Consider the following 17,158-nt stretch of genomic DNA (forward strand, 5'->3'; position numbering starts at 1 on the left):
TCTGATCATCAGTCCAGTGCAGGGCCACTTCACCCGGACGGACGAAGCAGCACATGTTGTCGATGTGGCCGTCGGTTTCATCCATGTAGACGCCTTCGTCCAGCCAGATAAAGCTGGTGACGCCCAGATAGTCGCGCAGGTGAGCTTCGATCTGCTCTTTGGTCAGGTGCGGGTTGCGGTTTTCGTTGAGCAGGCACTCGGCGGTGGTCAGGCAGGTGCCTTCACCATCGACGTGGATAGAGCCCCCTTCCAGAATCAGCGGCGCATCGTAACGAGCCATGCCGTGCTGGGCCAGCATCTGGGCAGCGACCTCTTCATCCTGATTCCACGGGTAGTAGAGACCGCCCTTGTGACCGCCCCAGGCGTTGAAGCCCCAATCCACGCCACGGCACTCGCCGGCCGCGTTGGTGACGATGGTCGGGCCGGTATCGCGGGCCCAGCAGTCATCGCTGTTCATTTCGACCAGGGTCACATGGGCGGGCATGATGGCGCGGGCCTGCTCCATAAACTGGGCTGGCACCCCCATAAAGACCGGGGTGGCGCCACCGATGGCATCGGCCACCTTGGCGAAGGTCTCTTGCGCGAAGCGACCGGCTACGCGCCAGTTGTCCGGGCGAAACGGCCAGATCATCCAGACGGCCTGCTGGTGCGCCCACTCGGCGGGCATGGTGAAGCCGTCGGCGGCCGGCGTGGAGTTAATGGTCTTGATGCTCATCGCAAGGCTCCTTGCATGGATTGAGGCCCCCGTTTACGCCCGATGCGGCGCGGGAACCCGGAAAAATAACAGTGAGTCGCAGATTAAGACGTTGCGCCCCCATCCATCAAATGAATAGGATGGATTGTCCCATAAACACGGCGAATAATCCCCCCCATGAAATTGCACCAGCTCGACCTCAATCTGCTGCTCGCGTTTGACGCCCTGATGACGCAAGGGAGCGTCACCCGCGCCGCCGAGGCGCTTTTTATCAGCCAGCCCGCCATGAGCCACTCCCTTAACCGGTTGCGCACCTTTCTCGGCGACCCGCTTTTGGTGCGCACCCCGCAGGGGATGCTGCCGACCCCGCGCGCCCAGCGGCTGCACCTCGGGGTGCAGCAGGCGCTGCGACTGCTGGAGCAGCAGCTCTTGGAGGAGGAGGAGTTCGAGCCGAGCCAGTCGAAGCGGCGCTTCGTGCTCTGCACCACAGATTACGTGGAGTGCGTGCTGATCCCGCCCCTTATTCAGCGGCTCAGACGGCTGGCGCCGGGGGTCACCATCGAGATCCGCATCCTGCGCGACACCCTGCCAGAGGCCGAGCTGGCGAGCGGCGAGATCGATCTGGTGCTGGGCTTTGACGAGTACATGCAGGTGCCGGGGTATCTGGGCAAAGAGACCTGGCTCACCGAACCGCTGGCCGGACTGGTGCGCGCCGATCTGCCCATTGCCAAATCGGCCCCTGCCGGCGCCGGGGATGATCCCTCTCAGTGGCAGGAGCGCATCACCTTGCCGCAGCTCATCGCCATGCCCCATGTGTTCCACTCGCCGCTGGGCACCTCGGAGGCGAGCCTCGACCGCTATCTGAAGAGTCAGGGCTTTAGTCGCACCATCTCGGTCAACAGCCAGAGCTATATGTCCGCCGCCGCCATCGTCAGCCAGAGCGATCACCTCTTGGTGCTGCCCAGCATGGTGGCCGAGCTGCTCGCCACCCACTGGCCGCTGAAAAGCCTGCCGCTGCCCGAGGACGTACCCGATTATCACCTCAACTGCGTCTGGCATCCCGTGCACGCGCAGCAACCGGCGCTGGTATGGCTAAAAGATTTGATGAAGGAGCTGGTAGGGCCGAGGTAAGGCGGCTGCGTCTGGCATACCCCATCGGCGCATACGCAATAACCGGCGCAGATGTGGCTCAAGGATTTGATGAAGGAGCTTGTTGACCGACCATGATGCCCAAACCGAACCTCGATCAATTCCCTCTCCCTCTGGGAGAGGGTTAGGGTGAGGGCAGCTCCTGCTCCCTCCCCCTCATCCCCACCCCTTCTCCCACAAGGGGAGAAGGGAGCAGTTACGCTACCACTTGCAGCATCGCAGACAACCACTCAGCCATTCAGCCATTCAGCCATTCAGCCATTCAGCCATTCAGCCAGGCGATTCCCAATACATTCGAAAAGTTATCGCCATCTGCTATCACCCAATCCAGCTTCCCCTGCTCGAATCCGGCAATGAACACAGTGATGATCAGCCCAATCCCGATAGCTCCTCGAGCTGTTCCCTCTCCCATTGGGAGAGGGCTAGGGTGAGGGGACGCAATACCCAACCGGTAAACAGATGGGAAGCTGGCTATATCTATAAGGCGATACAGAGTGGGAGCAATTAATGGAGAGCAACCGTGTTGCCAAGCGACTGAGACGGGATGCCACACAGGCAGAGCAGAAACTGTGGCAACAGTTGCGCAATCGCCGTCTGGCGGGGCTGAAATTTCGCCGCCAAATGCCCATCGGCCCCTATGTGGTGGACTTCATCTGCCTTGAACAGGGTTTGGTCATCGAAGTGGATGGTTGGCAACATGGAACACAAACGAACCAGATGCATGACGAGGCTCGGACAGCCTATCTCAATCAGCAGGGATTTCGGGTGATACGAGTGTGGAATAACGATGTGCTGAGTCGGATGGAGGTCGTACTGGCCCATATTTGGCTCTCATTACGCTGAGCAGAGCCCTCCCCCTCATCCCCAACCCTTCTCCCGCAAGGGGAGAAGGGAGCAAACACCCCGGCGCGTGTGGCATCCCCGGAAACAACCATGGCTCCCAAGGGAGCCACTGTTGTTTCTGCAGTATCGCGTTACGCCCGCAAGGCCCGCATCAGCTGGGCGACCACGTCGTCGAGCAGGGGGCGATCGGGGCGGCACTGGGCGAAGGTGACCAACCCTTGCAGGTTGATCAGCAGCAGGGCGGTGAGGGTGTGGATATTGCTATCCGGGGCCAGTTCACCCTTGGCCTGCGCCTGTGTCAGCAACTCAGCCAGATCCTGCTCCAGCTCGCCATAGATACCCTTGACCCGCTGGGTCAGCTCCTCATCCTGCTCGCTCAGCTCCATCATGGTGCGGGTCACCAGACAGGAGCCGCAGAGCGCCTCCCCCACAATCCGGTCGAGATAGGCAGCAAGGCCCGCCAGCGGGCTCGGGTTGTCGAGCAGGGAGCGGCGCAGGGTGCGTTTGCCCTCGACATAGTGATCCACCGCAGCCAGCAGCAGGCCGCGCTTGTTGCCAAAGGCGCCGTAAATGCTGCCCGGGTGCAGGCCGGTGGCAGCCACCAGCTCCTGCATGGTGGTCTTGGCATATCCCTTGGCGCGAAACGCTTCCATGGCATTTCGCAGTACCTCGTCCCGATCAAACTCGGCTATGCGCATGGTTCCTCCCGTGGGAAATGGTTCACCGGCAAGGGGCAACAGGGCCCGCCGATAAAGAGTGGCTGGAAAGGGCGGCAAGTTTACCCCAGCAGCCCGCTCGGGCCAACCTTCTTGAACGCGCATTCAAAAAAAGCTTGCGCCCGACGCAAAAAACGTCTTGAATGCACGTTCAAGAATAACCCGTTCAGGACAACCTATCATGAATACCCTGTTTCAGCCGTATCGACTCAATGACACTCTGACCCTGGCCAACCGTTTCATGATGGCCCCGCTCACCCGCTGCATGGCAGGCCCAGGTCTGGTGCCGACCGAGCAGATGGCAGCCTATTACGGCCGCCGCGCCGACATCGGCCTGATTATTTCAGAGGCCGTCATCATCCGCCCCGACGCGCAGGGCTACCCCAATACCCCGGGCCTCTTCACCCAGGCGCAGATCGATGGCTGGAAGAAAGTGACCAGCGCCGTACATGCCAAAGGCGGCAAGATCTTCGCCCAGCTGTGGCATGTCGGTCGCCTCTCCCACCCCTTCTTCCATCAGGCTGAAGTGCTGGCCCCCTCTGCCGTGGCGCACGAGGGCACTGTGCCCCGCATGCGCGAGCTGACCTATCAGGTGCCGCGCGCCCTGACCGAGGCCGAAATAGCCCAACTGGTACAGGATTACGCCCAAGCCGCAGCCAACGCCATCGAGGCGGGCTTTGACGGGGTGGAGATCCACGGTGCCAACGGCTACCTGATCGACCAGTTCCTGCACCACTCCACCAACCTGCGCACCGACAACTACGGTGGCAGCCCGGAAAAGATGAGCCGCTTCGCGCTGGAAGTGGTCGATGCCATCAGCGCCCGTATCGGTGGTGATCGGGTAGGTATTCGTCTCTCCCCGGGTGCCTATGTCCATCTGGCGGGTAGCCCGGAAGATCGCGCCGTGTTCGACTACCTGCTGGGCAAGCTCAACGATCGCCCGCTGGCCTATATCCACCTCGGCATCTTTGATGACAACCTCACCTTCGATTATCTGGGTGGCCGCGCCTCCGACTATCTGCGCGCCCACTACAAGGGCAATCTGGTCGGTGTGGGCAACTACGACGCCGAGCGCGCCGCTGCGGCCATCGAGGCTAACCGCTTCGATCTGGTGGCCATCGGCCGTCCGCTTATCGCCAACCCGGACTACCTCACCAAGGTGAAGAAGGGCGAAGCGCTGGTGCCCTACGCCGACACCATGCTGGCCGAGCTGGTATAACCACGAAGCCATCGCCAGACGACAGGCAATAAAAAACGAGGGGAGCTGTTGCTCCCCTCGTGCTATCTGGCTGATGCGCTGATCAGTTGGTGCGGGCTTAATTGGTGCGGATGCTTAATTGGTACGAAATAGCGCCTCGATGGAGAGCCCCTGACTCAAAAGGATCTCCCGCAGACGACGCAGCCCCTCCACCTGGATCTGGCGTACCCGCTCGCGGGTCAGGCCAATCTCGGCTCCCACATCCTCGAGGGTGGCGGGCTCATAACCCAGCAGACCGAAACGACGGGCCAGCACTTCCCGCTGCTTGGGATTGAGCTCCTCCAGCCAGTGGACAATGCTGCTGCGCATATCATCTTCCTGTGACTCCAGCTCAGGCCCCATGCCGCGTTCATCTGAAAGCACATCCAGCAATGCCTTGTCGCGATCGCCCCCGATGGGGGTGTCCACTGAGGTGATCTTCTCGTTGAGCTTGAGCATGCGATTCACATCGTCCACCGAACGATCCAGCGCGAAGGCGATATCCTCGGCGGTCGGTTCATGATCGAGACGGTGAGAGAGTTCGCGCGCGGTGCGCAGGTAAACGTTTAACTCTTTGACCACATGAATGGGCAGACGGATAGTGCGGGTCTGGTTCATGATGGCCCGCTCTATGGTCTGGCGGATCCACCAGGTGGCATAGGTGGAGAAACGGAAGCCGCGCTCGGGGTCGAACTTCTCGACCGCACGGATAAGACCGAGGTTGCCCTCTTCGATAAGATCCAGCAGCACCAGGCCGCGGTTGTTGTAACGACGGGCGATTTTCACCACCAGTCGCAGGTTGGACTCGATCATGCGCTTGCGGGCGGCTTTGTCACCTCGCAAGGCACGACGGGCGTAGTAGACTTCCTCTTCGGCAGTGAGCAGCGGGGAGAAACCTATCTCCCCCAGATAGAGTTGCGTGGCATCCATCACCTTGTTCAGTTCCGGTGCCAGCAACTCATCGGAGATAATATCTTCCGCCTCGGCGGCTACCTCCTGCAACTCTTCTACCTCGTGAGATTCGGGTTCAGCGTCAAACTCTAACTCTGCATCCTGCATTACCAGTTGTTCTTGGCTCATGGCGTGTCTCCCTGACGTTACCAGAGTAAGACGGTCTCTCTGGGGTTAACGCTTTGGCAAATAGCTCATCGGATTGATCGACTTGCCTCTGTACCGGATCTCGAAATGCAATCGCACATCCGGCGCGTCCGTGCTACCCATGTTGGCAATGACCGAGCCCCCCTTGACGCTGTCCCCTTCCTTCACCCGCAACTCGTCGTTGTGTGCGTAAGCGGAGAGATAGTCATCATCATGCTTGAGGATAATCAGCTTGCCGTACCCCCTTAAAGCACTGCCAGCGTATACCACTTTACCGCTGCTGGCGGCGTAGACGGGTTGCCCCTTCTGGCCGGCTATGTCGATCCCCTTGTTACCCTGTTCTGCAACAGAGAACCCCTCGACAATCCGGCCTTTTGCGGGCCAGTGCCAAGCAAGTCTCGACTGGGAGTTGTTTGTTTTTTGTTCTTTGACCTGAGCGTATTCCTTCGGTGCTGCCGGAGCAACGGATTTCTGAGAGATGAACGGCGTGGTCTGACCAGATCCACTCGGCTCGGCCAACGGACGCGGACCGCTACTCGGACGACTCACGGCCACCGGTGTCACGGTTTCCGGACGAGTCGCAGCCACCATCTGGGTCGAACCGCCGCCAGCAGTCTGGACATTGAGCACCTGACCCGGTTGCAGCGCATAGGGGGCGCTCAGATTGTTGCTCTGGGCCAGCGCCTGCGGCGTCATGCCGAACTGGCGGCCGATGCTGCTCAGGGTATCGCCGCGGCGCACCTCATAGGTACCGGCACTGCGGCTGCTGCTCATGCTGGCGCTGGAACCATCGAGTCGCAGTCGCTGCCCCGGATAGATGTTGTAGGGCGGGCTGATGTTGTTGAGGCTGGCCAACGAGGGTACGTCGTTGCCGGAGTTGAAGGCGATGGAGTAGAGGGTATCGCCCCGCTTCACCACATAGCTACCGCCCTGAATGGGGGCGCTGACCTGGGCACCGCTTTGGCGAGCCGGAATGGTCGAGACAAACTGCCCCTCATCAACACCATCTACCGGAGCTGCATTTTTACTGGAGGAGCAGGCAAGCAGCAGCCATGACAACACCACGACACTGCTTCCTTGCCAAATACGCGAACGCATAATGGATCCTTAACGACTAAACCAGAAATAGGCCACCACGGCCAGACCAATACAGAGCCAACCGAGCACATCTACGTAGTGCATCAGTTTGCGTTCCATCTTCTCGCCACCCCAACGCATCAGGCCCGCAACCAGGAAAAAGCGCATGCCACGACCGATGAGGGAGGTGATGATGAAGGGCAGCAGAGCCATTTGCAACAACCCTGCCGTCACGGTAAACACCTTGTAGGGGATAGGGGTGAAGCTGGCAATGAAAATAACCCAGACCCCCCACTGTTCAAACCAGCTACGGGCGATGTCAATCTTGCCCAGATAGCCAACAGACTCCACCAGCGGCAGCACCACAGGGGCCCACAGGGCATAGCCAAGGGCATAGCCAAACAGGGCGCCCAGCACAGAGAAGAGAGTCGCCAGCGTGGCGTAGTGCCACGCCTTGTGGGGCTTGGCGAGCGCCATCGGCGCCAGCATCACATCCACCGGGATCGGCCAGAACACCGACTCGATGAAAGCGGTGATGGAGAGATACCAGGGGGCATGCTTGTGGCGAGCCCACTGCATCACCAGTACGTACAAACGGGAAAACAACTTCACTCAACATCTCCGTCAATCAGGGGAACAAAACGTACCGGCTCCAGAATACGGCTGGTCAGCTGGGATCCGGATCGTTCGATCAGCTGCAGGGTCTGCTGGCTGTCACCCACGGGCAACACCAGTCGGCCCCCTTCGGCCAGCTGATCGGTCAGTGCCGTCGGGATCTCGCTCGCCGCGGCCGTCACCAGAATGGCGTCATAAGGCCCCTTGTTGGGCCACCCCAGCCAGCCGTTGCCGTGCTTGGCCGAGACATTGTGCAGATCGAGCTGGCGCAGTCGGCGTCTGGCCTGGAACTGCAGCGACTTGATCCGCTCCACGGTATAAACATGCTCCACCAGATGGGCGAGGATCGCCGTCTGGTAGCCCGAGCCAGTGCCAATCTCCAGCACATGGGCCGGATTATTTTGCATCAGCAACTCGGTCATTCGCGCCACCATATAGGGCTGCGAAATGGTCTGGCCGTGGCCAATGGGCAGGGCGGTGTTGTCCCACGCCTTGTGCGCCATGGCCTCGTCCACAAACAGCTGGCGCGGCACTTTCGCGATGGTCGCCAGCACGCGAAAATCGCGAATATCCTGCGCAATGAGCTGATTTAACAGGCGCTGTACTATCACACCACCCTCATCCCTGCAGATCTAACCAGGCCCCCAGACCGGCGAGACTGTCATAGGCAGTCATATCGATGGTCAGGGGGGTAATCGAGACATAGCCCTGCTCGATGGCAGCAAAATCGGTGCCTTCACCGGCATCCTGCTGGCTACCGGGGGGGCCGATCCAGTAGATGGGCTGGCCACGGGGATCCTCGGTGCAGATCACCGACTCCGCCCGGTGGCGATTGCCAAGGCGGGTGGTCTTGATCCCCTTGATCTGCTCGAGGGGCAAGTCCGGCACGTTGACGTTGAGGATCTGATCGGCAGGCAGGGGGTGTTTCATCAGCCCCTTCACCAGCAGGGCCGCATAGTGGGCCGCCGTGTCGAAGTGGGTCTTGCCTACCAGCGAGATGGCGATGGAGGGGTAGCCAAGATGGCGCCCCTCGGTGGCCGCGGCGACTGTGCCCGAATAGATGACATCATCCCCCAGGTTGGCACCGTGGTTGATGCCGGCCACCACCATGTCGGGTTCAGGGCGCACCAGCTCGTTGACCGCCAGATGCACGCAGTCGGTCGGCGTCCCCTTCACCGCATAGCTCTCGCACCCATTAAAGCCGTTTTCTGCAATGCGGGTAACCCGCAGCGGTACTTCCAGCGTCAGGGAGTGACTCGCGCCGCTGCGGTTGCGATCCGGCGCCACCACAATGACCTCGCCGCAGGCGCGCAGCGCCTCGCTGAGGGCACGAATGCCCTCGGCATGCACACCATCATCATTACTGACCAGAATTCGCATCGGTCTGATTCCTGAAACCGTGATCGGCCTCTTCGGCCTGCATTAACTCGCGCACCACGCTGGTGGCAAACGCGCCCGCCGGCAGGAAGAAGGAGAGGGTCAGCGCCTCGCCGTCCAGCTGCCAGCTCATCTGCTCCGGCTTGAGCAGCAGGGGGCGGCGATCCTGCTCCAGCCCGGCTTTCTCCAGCCCGTCACACCAATCGCTGTAAGGAGCCAGCACGCCCTGTTCGAACTCGGCAGCGGCGCCCTGACTGGCCAGACGGCCACGGCCCCACTGGGGCGCAGTAAGCTGCACGTCGCCGGAGGCAAGACGCGCTTCCAGCTCGGGGGTCACGCTCTCTTCGCTGAAAATGGAGTGGCTGCTCTTGAGCATCACGCAATCACCGGCCAGCAGCTGATGAGCCAGCCCCTGCTCGATACGGGCGCTGACGATGGCGTTGAACAGCATGCTGCGGGCGGCAGAGAGGTAGAGGGAGCGCTTGTTGCGATCCTTGATCCGCTTGCCGGCAAACATCGCCTTGGCCGCTTCCAGGTTGTTGCCATCGCGGCCAAAACGCTGCTCACCATAGTAATTGGGTACGCCCTGAGTGGCGATGGCCTGCAGGCGCGCTTCCAGCCCGTCGGCCTGTTCCAGACCGGTGAGACGCAGGGTGAAATGGTTGCCCTTGAGGTAGCCGACCCGCAATTTGCGGTTGTGACGCCTGGCTTGCAGGATCTGGATGCTGTCGCTCTCGATGACCGACAAGTCCGGCTCGGCCTTGCCTGGCAGGTGAATACCAAACCACTGCTCGGTCACCGCATGACGATCTTTCAGGCCCGCCCAGGTCACCGCATTGCGGTTGACCCCGGCGGCATCGGCCAGCAGACCCGCTACCCAGGCGGTGTTTTCGCCGGTTTTGCGCACCCGGACGAAGATATGCTCCCCCTCGCCACAGGGCTCGAAGCCGAGATCTTCATTCACCACGAAGTCGGCGGCCTCGGCCTTGAGGATACCGCGGGCAGTGGGCGCCCCGTGCAGATAGGCAAGTTGTTCCAGCATTATTGTTTCACCAGTAGGACGACGGCTTCGGTGGCGATCCCTTCCTTGCGCCCCGTAAACCCAAGCTGTTCGGTGGTGGTCGCCTTGACGTTCACCCGGTTCAAATCACATTGCAGATCGGCGGCCAGCACGGCGCACATGGCGTCGATATGGGGCGCCATTTTGGGGGCTTGGGCGATGATGGTCACATCCAGGTTGCCGATGGCATAACCCGCCTGCTGTACCCGGGCAAAGACATCACGCAGCAGGATGCGACTGTCGATCCCCTTGAACTCGGCAACGGTATCGGGGAAGTGGCGACCGATGTCACCGGCGCCGATGGCCCCCAGCAGGGCATCGCTCACCGCGTGCAGCACCACATCGCCGTCAGAGTGGGCAACCAGCCCCTGCTCGTAGGGAACCGGCACGCCACCCAGCATGCAGGGGCCAACACCACCAAATTTATGGACATCAAAACCATGACCAATGCGCATCATCAGCAGCAACCTCCCAACATGCTGAAACCAACCCCATCAATTTTGTGTACGTCCACACCATGTCCAATCCGGATCATGCTAACTCCTTGTTCGGGCCTGTTTGTTCGAGACACTCTGCTCTGAACGGTCTGTTCTGACTGAGGGGCTTATGCCTGCTGGCTTAAAAACAGCCCCGCCAGCGACAAGTCTTCCGGCCGGGTCACTTTGATATTGTCGGCGCGCCCCTCCACCATCCGCACCGTGAATCCGGCCCGCTCCATGGCAGAGGCCTCGTCGGTGATGGTGGCGCCCAGCAGCAACCCCTCTTCCAGTGCCCGCTTCAGGGCACGGGTCGGGAACATCTGCGGCGTCAGGGCATGCCAGAGCTGCTCGCGCTCGACGGTAGCGATGATATTGCCCTCGCCATCGGAGCGTTTCATGGTATCGCGCACCCGACTGCCGAGAATGGCACCGCCACAGTTCATGGCCGTGGCAATCAGCGCATCGAGATCGCCGTGAGTCAGGCAGGGGCGGGCCGCATCGTGCACCAGCACCCACTCCCCTTGCGCCACATGGAGACCATTGAGGACGGAAAAGGCGCGCTCGGCGCCTCCCTCTACCCGCACAATCCGCGGGTCGGCCGCCACCGGCAGGGCCTCGAACCAGCGATCATGGGGCGCCAGTGCCACGATCACCTGGGCGATGGCCGGGTGGGAGAGCAGCCGCTCCAGGGTATGTTCGAGAATGGTTTTACCCGCCAGTTGCAGGTACTGCTTGGGACAATCGGCCCCCATCCGGCTGCCAATACCGGCGGCAGGGACGATCGCCGTCAGGCCGGATACCCGGCTGGCATCAGTCATCGTAGGGCTCATCGTCCGGCGCTGTCTCTTTGTCTTTCTCTTTGGGGATGATCCGGTAGAAGGTCTCCCCCTGCTTGATGTAACCCAGATCGTTGCGCGACAACTCCTCGATGGCCTCGAGGCCAGAGGTGAGATCATCTATCTCGCGGTAAATGAGGTCGTTACGATCCTTGAGAGTCTGGTTGTCCCGCTGTTGCTGCGAGATAGCCTCCGACAGGTTCTGATAATCGGATAGCCCGTTCTTCCCCAGCCAGAGGTCATATTGCAGTCCCCCCAGCAGGAGGATCAGGATCAGGGTGAATAGCCGCATGCACTAGGTCTCCTTCAGGCGGCCTAGTGTCCCATATTCGGTGCCAAGACAAAAGAAAGCGAGCACCCGGGAGCCACCGGCCGAACATAAAAAAGTGCCCAAGAGTGAATCAGATAGCACAAAGCCCCGCCAAACCGGTGCAAGGATGGCCAACCAGGGCGCTCCTTGTCCGGGGGCGGGGCTCTCAATCAGAAAGCGGTAAGGGGGATCAGTTCACCGCGACCGGCTCTCCCGCGCTCTCGGCCGGAGTGTTGTACTCCTCCTCGGCATCGCGGAAACGCTCCAGCATCGCTTTTGAGGGTGCTTCGCCCAGCAGGCTGCCCACCACGATGGCCAGCAGTGCGAACAGGAAGCCCGGGATGATCTCATACAGCCCCAGCCAGCCGAACTGCTTCCAGACGATGACGGTGATGGCACCGACCAGCATGCCCGCCAGCGCGCCGTTGCGGGTCATTCGCGGCCACAGAACCGAGAGCAGCACAACGGGGCCGAAGGCGGCACCGAAACCGGCCCAGGCGTAGCTCACCAGCCCCAGTACCCGGTTTTCCGGATTCATGGCAACGGCGATGGCAATCACCGCGATCAGCAGCACCATCAGGCGACCCACCCACACCAGCTCACGCTGGGAGGCGTTCTTGCGCAGGAAGGGCTTGTAGAGATCCTCGGTAATGGCGCTGGAGCAGACCAGTAATTGACAACTTAGAGTGCTCATTACCGCCGCCAGAATGGCGGAGAGCAGCACCCCGGCGATCCAGGGGTTGAACAGGATTTTGGAGAGCTCGATAAAGACCCGCTCCGGGTTGCCGGTCACTCCAGCCGCCACTTCCGGGAAGCGGGCGAAGTAGGCCAGACCGAAGAAGCCGATGGCCACCGCGCCTGCGAGGCAGAACACCATCCAGGTCATGCTGATACGGCGGGCATTGGCCATGGAGTGGTGGGAATCCGCCGCCATGAAGCGGGCCAGAATGTGGGGCTGACCGAAGTAGCCAAGGCCCCAGGCCATCAGCGAGACAATGGCGATCACATCCAGATTTTTGAACATGTCGAGGTTGGTAGCGCTCTTGGCGGCCACCTCGATCATGGCGCTGTCCACCCCGCCCACGGCGATGATGACGAAGACCGGGGTCAGGATCAGGGCGAAGATCATCAGGGTTGCCTGCACCGTATCGGTCCAGCTCACCGCGAGGAAGCCGCCGAAGAAGGTGTAGGTGATGGTGGCTGCTGCACCGACCCAGAGGGCGGTGTTGTAATCCATGCCGAAGGTGCTTTCGAACAGACGGGCACCGGCCACCACGCCGGAGGCGCAATAGATGGTGAAGAAGAGCAGGATCACCAGCGCCGAGAGGATGCGCAGCACCTTGCTGTGATCTTCAAAGCGATAGGTGAAATAGTCCGGCAGGGTCAGGGCGTTGCGGTTCTTCTCGGTGTGTACCCGCAGGCGACCCGCTACCCAGCGCCAGTTGAGGTAGGCGCCGATGACCAGACCGATGGCGATCCAGCTCTCGGAGATGCCGCTGACGAAGACGGCGCCGGGCAGCCCCATCAGCAACCAGCCGCTCATGTCGGAAGCGCCGGCAGAGAGAGCGGTAACCCAGCTCCCCATTCGGCGGCCGCCCAGAATGTAGTCATCAAAGTTGCGGGTGGCGCGATAGGCGACGAAGCCGATCAACACCATTCCGAGGATATACACCAGGAAGGTGATTAACATGGGTGTGCTAGCTGTCATGCAAAACTCCGTTTTGTGTCATTTTCTGCCCGCTCTGGTGACGGGCTCATCCCTAAAAAACCGGCCTAGCTTAATCAGCCGTTCGCGCCAGCTCAACCACTTTTAACAAACACAAAACACAATAAAAACCTTTGCGCATCAAATCATCTGCCGCATCAAGAGGATGGTGCCAGATTTCCTGCCGTGGCCGTGATGATCATCTCGCAGCGCCAGCCGCTACTGAGCGTTATGTTTTCACATTTTGTTACTATCCATTTTTTTACAAGCCAGCGCCCCGCTCCTACACTCCCCGCCCTGTCTCATCACACCAGTCAGAGGTCGGCACCATGTCATCTCATCTGTCACACCTGCGAACCCTCGCCCGCCGCCTTCATCCGGTGGAGGAGTCGGGTCATCTCATCCGACGGGCCAAGTATGTGGGGCGTCTCTGGCTCAATCCCGGCGCCCGCGCCCTCTATCGCCAGCAGCAGGAGCAGCCGCTGCTGGCGCAGGCGATCAGCCGCTTCCCCGATATTCTGGAAAAGCCGATCCACCCCTATCGCCACAAGGGGCTCCGCAAGCGCCTGCGAGCGGGGCTTATCAGCGGCCACTACCAGCAGCTGGCACGCCAGCTGCCCAAGGCGCAACAACTGGCAATCTACAGCGGGCGCGGCCTGCTGCTGGCCCAGTGGCAGAGCGACAAGCTGACGGCCCCCCTCACCCTGCAACTGGATTACCAAACCCACATGGGCAAAGAGGGGGAGATGAGCCTGACCCTCAAGCTGGGTGACACGGCGCTCTATTACATGGCCCTCAATCTGCGCCCCGCGCCGAACCCGACCCTCGAGATCTGTTCGCTGCAGGGCGGCAAGGGGCAGAGCGAGGAGATCAAGCTGGTCACCAAGGCGTGCGGCGGGCTGCGCCCCATGTCCCTGCTGGTCTATATGGCCGCCGAGCTGGCCCGGGGGTTGGCGTGCAAAAGCCTGCTCGGGATCCGCACCCAAAGCCACGTCTATCAGAGCAGCAAACGCACTGCCGATCGGGTCAAGTTCGACCTCGACGGCTTGTGGCAGGAGCATCAGGGCTGCGTGCAAGATGAACTCTGGATGAACGTGCCGCTGGAAGTGCCCCGCAAGACGCTGGAGGAGATCCCCTCCCGCAAGCGGGCCAGCTACAAGGCGCGCTATCAGCTGCTCGATCAGCTCGGCAGCGAGCTGCAGGCAAATCTGCTGCGAAGCTGAGTCAGCACAGCAGAAACACAAAGGGCGAACAGCATGCTGTTCGCCCTTTGTCGTGACGGGGATTTGCCCTTAGCGGTTGATCGCCATCGGCATGCCGTTGCGCTGCTCCAGCGCCTGCTTCACCAGTTGGGAGTCGCTGTCGGCGTGGGCAATGAAGCGGGTCACCGCCGGAGTCATCGGCAGCGGTGCCGGCAGCTTGGAGTTGAACTCCTCTTCGCTGCGCGACAGCGGCTGATGCACTTCCAGATAGCGGACACCGTTGGGCTCGAGAGAGGCCTTGATCGGCTGGTTGACGAACTGGACGCGGGTACCGACCGGTACCTGCTTGAACAGGTAGGCGATGTCGTCGTTGCGCAGACGCACGCAACCGTGGCTCACCCGCAGGCCGATGCCGAAGTTGGCGTTAGTACCGTGGATGGCGTACATCTTGCCGATGTAGAGGGCAAACAGACCCATGGGGTTATCAGGGCCGGCAGGCCATACCGCAGGCAGGCTCTCGCCACGGGCGGCGTATTCGGCATGCATCTTGGCGGTCGGGGTCCAGGTCGGGCCCGCTTTCTTGCGCTGCACGCTGGTCACCCAGTTTTCCGGAGTATCGGTGCCGAGCTGGCCGATGCCGATGGGCAGCACTTCCACCACTTTTTTACCCTTGGGGTAGTAGTAGAGGCGCATCTCGGCCACGTTCAGCACAATCCCTTCACGGGGTGCATCCGGCAGGATCAGTTGCTGGGGGATCACCAGCTTCTCGCCGGTCTGTACCAGCAGGGGATCCGCATCGGGGTTGGCTTCGGTCATGTTGGTGAGCCCCAGCTGGAATTTGGCCGCAATGGCCTCCAGCGGCTGGCCGTTCTCTTCGGCCGGAACCACATATTCCAGATTTTCCCCTACCAGACGGCTGTTGGCCGCAGGCAGAGCATATTCAACAGCGAAAACCGGCGCAGCGGTCAGCAGCAGGCTGTAGCAGAGTGTTGCCACACTATTGCGAAGGAGCTTCATAACTTTCCCATGATGATGACTTGAAGTGACGTCTCTGGGCTGGCAGCTGATCAAGAGGGGATCAGGGGCGCGAAGAGAAGGCCGCCATTTTTCTCCTCTGCACGGCAAATTTCAACTGACAAGTGGCGACGGGTCGATGATTAATATGCGGTTTTTTCCGCGTCCCCGACCCGTCCGGTTTCCCTGTTTATCCCCGTTGCCAGGCACGCATATCGTAACCTGTGGGAGATTGATGCAACCGCAGATGAAATTGCTCGATGATGGCGAAGATATGGTCGAAAATATCGGCCTGGATCCCTTCGTAATCGGCCCATGCGGTGGTCGCGGTAAAGCAGTAAATTTCCAGCGGCAAACCATCTGACGTAGGTGCCAGCTGGCGCACCATCAGGGTCATGTCCTTGCGAATGCCGGGGTGGGCACGCAGGTAGGCATCCAGATAGGCGCGCAGGGTGCCGAGGTTGGTGAGGTGACGACCGTTGATGGGACAGCTCAGGGCATCGCTCAGCTGCTGGTTGTAAGCGCTCAGCTCCTGCTCCTTGCGGCTCAGATAGGGAGCCAGCAGCTGCGCCTGCTTGAGCTGCAACTGCTCCTCGGCCGTCAGAAAACGCACGCTGGTCATGTCGATATTGACGCTGCGCTTGATGCGGCGGCCGCCGGACTCGGTCATCCCCTGCCAGTTCTTGAAAGAGTCGGAGATCAGGGCATAGGTGGGAATGGTGGTGATGGTCTTGTCCCAGTTCGATACCTTGACCGTGGTAAGCCCGATGTCGGTCACCTCGCCATCGGCGCCGTACTTGTCCATCTGCAGCCAGTCACCGACGCTCAGCATCCGGTTGGCAGAGAGCTGGATCCCCGCCACCAGCCCGAGGATGGGGTCCTTGAATACCAGCATCAGCACTGCGGTCATGGCACCCAGACCGCTGAACAGGAACAGCGGCGACTTGCCGAGCAGCAGGGCGATCATCAGGATGCCCACCAGAATGCTGCCTACCAACTTGGCCCCCTGGAAGATGCCGCGCAGGGGCAAATCCCGGCCAAGGCGGGTGTAACGGCTCACCGACAACAGGCAGTCGAGCAGGGCGAAGAAGGCCAGCAGCAGGAACAGCAAAATCCAGAGCTGGGCCACCATCTCGATAAGCTTGAGGCTATCCGATTGGCGGGGTAGCCAGATCTCCGCCTGACCGAGCAGCACGGCCCCCTGCAGCACAAAGGCGAGCCGGTTGAAGAGGCGCTGTTGCAGCTGGGGCGGCAGCCACACCTGCTTGGCCTTGCCGAGGATCCCCACCAGCCGGACCAGCAGTACCCGGTGCAGCGCCATGTGCAGCAGCAACGAGGTGATGACGATAAAGCCCAGTGCGATCACCAGCGCCATCAGGCTGGTCACCTCCACCCCAAGGCCCGACAACCAGTTAAAAAACGCCTCTTTCATTGCTCTCTCCCGAACCGGGCAGCCCGCTGGCTGCAAAAACAGTGGTGGTCAGGGTACCGCTCCCCTCCCCCATGTCAAATCGGCGTACGCCAGAAATGACAACGCCCGGCACAGGCCGGGCGTTGTTTCAAAGCGAGGCTGACTTAGCAGACCAGGCTCAGGGCATCGCGAGCGATGACCAGCTCTTCGTTGGTCGGGATCACCATGGCGCAACGGCTGTCGGCGGTGGTGATGCGACCTTCGCCACCCAGTACCGCGGCGTTGTTGACAACCCCTGATGCCACTCCACCTGCTACTGCTCGCCTTGGCAACGC

General features: G+C 61.0%; 18 protein-coding genes and 1 pseudogene. 4 read left to right on the top strand and 15 right to left on the bottom strand.

The features are described from left to right. On the bottom strand, window positions 1-715 hold a 715-nt coding region (locus AB5Y92_RS02290), incomplete at its 3' end, for an agmatine deiminase family protein (RefSeq protein WP_368225394.1). Window positions 716-871: 156 nt separating this feature from the next. On the opposite strand from AB5Y92_RS02290, the gene AB5Y92_RS02295 reads away from it, so the two are divergent. Both AB5Y92_RS02295 and AB5Y92_RS02300 read left to right on the top strand, forming a co-directional pair. Then, window positions 872-1,825 (top strand): LysR family transcriptional regulator, encoded by a 954-nt coding sequence (locus AB5Y92_RS02295; protein WP_265061444.1) that lies wholly within the window; start codon window positions 872-874, stop codon window positions 1,823-1,825. A 525-nt stretch (window positions 1,826-2,350) separates the two neighbouring features. Next, complete coding sequence (locus AB5Y92_RS02300) at window positions 2,351-2,686, top strand: endonuclease domain-containing protein (protein WP_216956243.1); 336 nt, start codon at window positions 2,351-2,353, stop codon at window positions 2,684-2,686. 131 nt (window positions 2,687-2,817) lie between these two features. Here AB5Y92_RS02300 and AB5Y92_RS02305 read toward each other — a convergent pair whose 3' ends face one another. Further along, window positions 2,818-3,384, bottom strand: coding sequence for a TetR/AcrR family transcriptional regulator (locus AB5Y92_RS02305; protein WP_005335495.1), 567 nt, complete (start codon window positions 3,382-3,384; stop codon window positions 2,818-2,820). A gap of 199 nt (window positions 3,385-3,583) precedes the next feature. Here AB5Y92_RS02305 and AB5Y92_RS02310 point away from each other — a divergent pair, with 199 nt between their 5' ends. After that, window positions 3,584-4,621: an alkene reductase gene (locus tag AB5Y92_RS02310; RefSeq protein ID WP_265061445.1), complete on the top strand. Its 1,038-nt coding sequence runs from the start codon at window positions 3,584-3,586 to the stop codon at window positions 4,619-4,621. Between the two features lie 114 nt (window positions 4,622-4,735). On the opposite strand, the gene rpoS is transcribed toward AB5Y92_RS02310, so the two are convergent. From rpoS to putP, 10 genes are all read right to left on the bottom strand, one after another. Further along, the gene (rpoS, locus tag AB5Y92_RS02315; protein ID WP_005362773.1) at window positions 4,736-5,719 is read right to left on the bottom strand and encodes an RNA polymerase sigma factor RpoS; all 984 of its coding nucleotides are present in this window, start codon (window positions 5,717-5,719) and stop codon (window positions 4,736-4,738) included. 45 nt (window positions 5,720-5,764) lie between these two features. After that, a complete protein-coding gene (locus AB5Y92_RS02320; RefSeq protein WP_368225397.1) occupies window positions 5,765-6,835 on the bottom strand; it encodes a LysM peptidoglycan-binding domain-containing protein in 1,071 nt (356 codons plus the stop codon). 9 nt (window positions 6,836-6,844) lie between these two features. Then, window positions 6,845-7,426, bottom strand: a complete 582-nt coding sequence (locus AB5Y92_RS02325; RefSeq protein ID WP_368225399.1) for a YqaA family protein — start codon at window positions 7,424-7,426, stop codon at window positions 6,845-6,847. Continuing rightward, on the bottom strand, window positions 7,423-8,040 hold the full coding sequence (locus AB5Y92_RS02330; RefSeq protein ID WP_005335507.1) for a protein-L-isoaspartate(D-aspartate) O-methyltransferase: 618 nt from the start codon (window positions 8,038-8,040) through the stop codon (window positions 7,423-7,425). The genes AB5Y92_RS02325 and AB5Y92_RS02330 overlap by 4 nt, the downstream gene beginning before the upstream one ends. Window positions 8,041-8,047: 7 nt before the next feature. Beyond that, entirely contained in the window at window positions 8,048-8,809 is a 762-nt protein-coding gene (gene surE / locus AB5Y92_RS02335; protein WP_368225401.1) for a 5'/3'-nucleotidase SurE, read from the bottom strand. Further along, window positions 8,790-9,848 (bottom strand): tRNA pseudouridine(13) synthase TruD, encoded by a 1,059-nt coding sequence (truD, locus tag AB5Y92_RS02340; RefSeq protein ID WP_368225402.1) that lies wholly within the window; start codon window positions 9,846-9,848, stop codon window positions 8,790-8,792. The genes surE and truD overlap by 20 nt, the downstream gene beginning before the upstream one ends. Next, window positions 9,848-10,324: a 2-C-methyl-D-erythritol 2,4-cyclodiphosphate synthase gene (gene ispF, locus AB5Y92_RS02345; RefSeq protein ID WP_368225403.1), complete on the bottom strand. Its 477-nt coding sequence runs from the start codon at window positions 10,322-10,324 to the stop codon at window positions 9,848-9,850. The genes truD and ispF overlap by 1 nt, the downstream gene beginning before the upstream one ends. A gap of 146 nt (window positions 10,325-10,470) precedes the next feature. Continuing rightward, the gene (gene ispD / locus AB5Y92_RS02350; RefSeq protein ID WP_100652904.1) at window positions 10,471-11,163 is read right to left on the bottom strand and encodes a 2-C-methyl-D-erythritol 4-phosphate cytidylyltransferase; all 693 of its coding nucleotides are present in this window, start codon (window positions 11,161-11,163) and stop codon (window positions 10,471-10,473) included. Further along, complete coding sequence (gene ftsB, locus AB5Y92_RS02355; protein WP_005335520.1) at window positions 11,156-11,473, bottom strand: cell division protein FtsB; 318 nt, start codon at window positions 11,471-11,473, stop codon at window positions 11,156-11,158. Before ftsB ends, ispD begins: the two co-directional genes overlap by 8 nt. 208 nt (window positions 11,474-11,681) lie before the next feature. Then, window positions 11,682-13,199, bottom strand: a complete 1,518-nt coding sequence (putP, locus tag AB5Y92_RS02360; protein ID WP_005354514.1) for a sodium/proline symporter PutP — start codon at window positions 13,197-13,199, stop codon at window positions 11,682-11,684. A 326-nt stretch (window positions 13,200-13,525) separates the two neighbouring features. On the opposite strand from putP, the gene AB5Y92_RS02365 reads away from it, so the two are divergent. After that, window positions 13,526-14,419, top strand: coding sequence for a VirK/YbjX family protein (locus AB5Y92_RS02365; protein WP_368225405.1), 894 nt, complete (start codon window positions 13,526-13,528; stop codon window positions 14,417-14,419). Window positions 14,420-14,488: 69 nt separating this feature from the next. On the opposite strand, the gene AB5Y92_RS02370 is transcribed toward AB5Y92_RS02365, so the two are convergent. From AB5Y92_RS02370 to AB5Y92_RS02380, 3 genes and pseudogenes are all read right to left on the bottom strand, one after another. Beyond that, window positions 14,489-15,415 carry a L,D-transpeptidase family protein gene (locus AB5Y92_RS02370; protein WP_005354531.1) on the bottom strand — a complete coding sequence of 309 codons (927 nt, stop codon included), beginning with the start codon at window positions 15,413-15,415 and terminating at the stop codon, window positions 14,489-14,491. A 187-nt stretch (window positions 15,416-15,602) separates the two neighbouring features. Beyond that, entirely contained in the window at window positions 15,603-16,844 is a 1,242-nt protein-coding gene (locus tag AB5Y92_RS02375) for a mechanosensitive ion channel family protein (RefSeq protein WP_005335524.1), read from the bottom strand. A 143-nt stretch (window positions 16,845-16,987) separates the two neighbouring features. Beyond that, a pseudogene (locus tag AB5Y92_RS02380) lies at window positions 16,988-17,158 on the bottom strand (acetate kinase); the annotation flags it as partial.

Origin of the sequence: Aeromonas sp. R1-1 (genome assembly GCF_040908495.1) — a bacterium.
Lineage (GTDB): Bacteria > Pseudomonadota > Gammaproteobacteria > Enterobacterales > Aeromonadaceae > Aeromonas > Aeromonas veronii.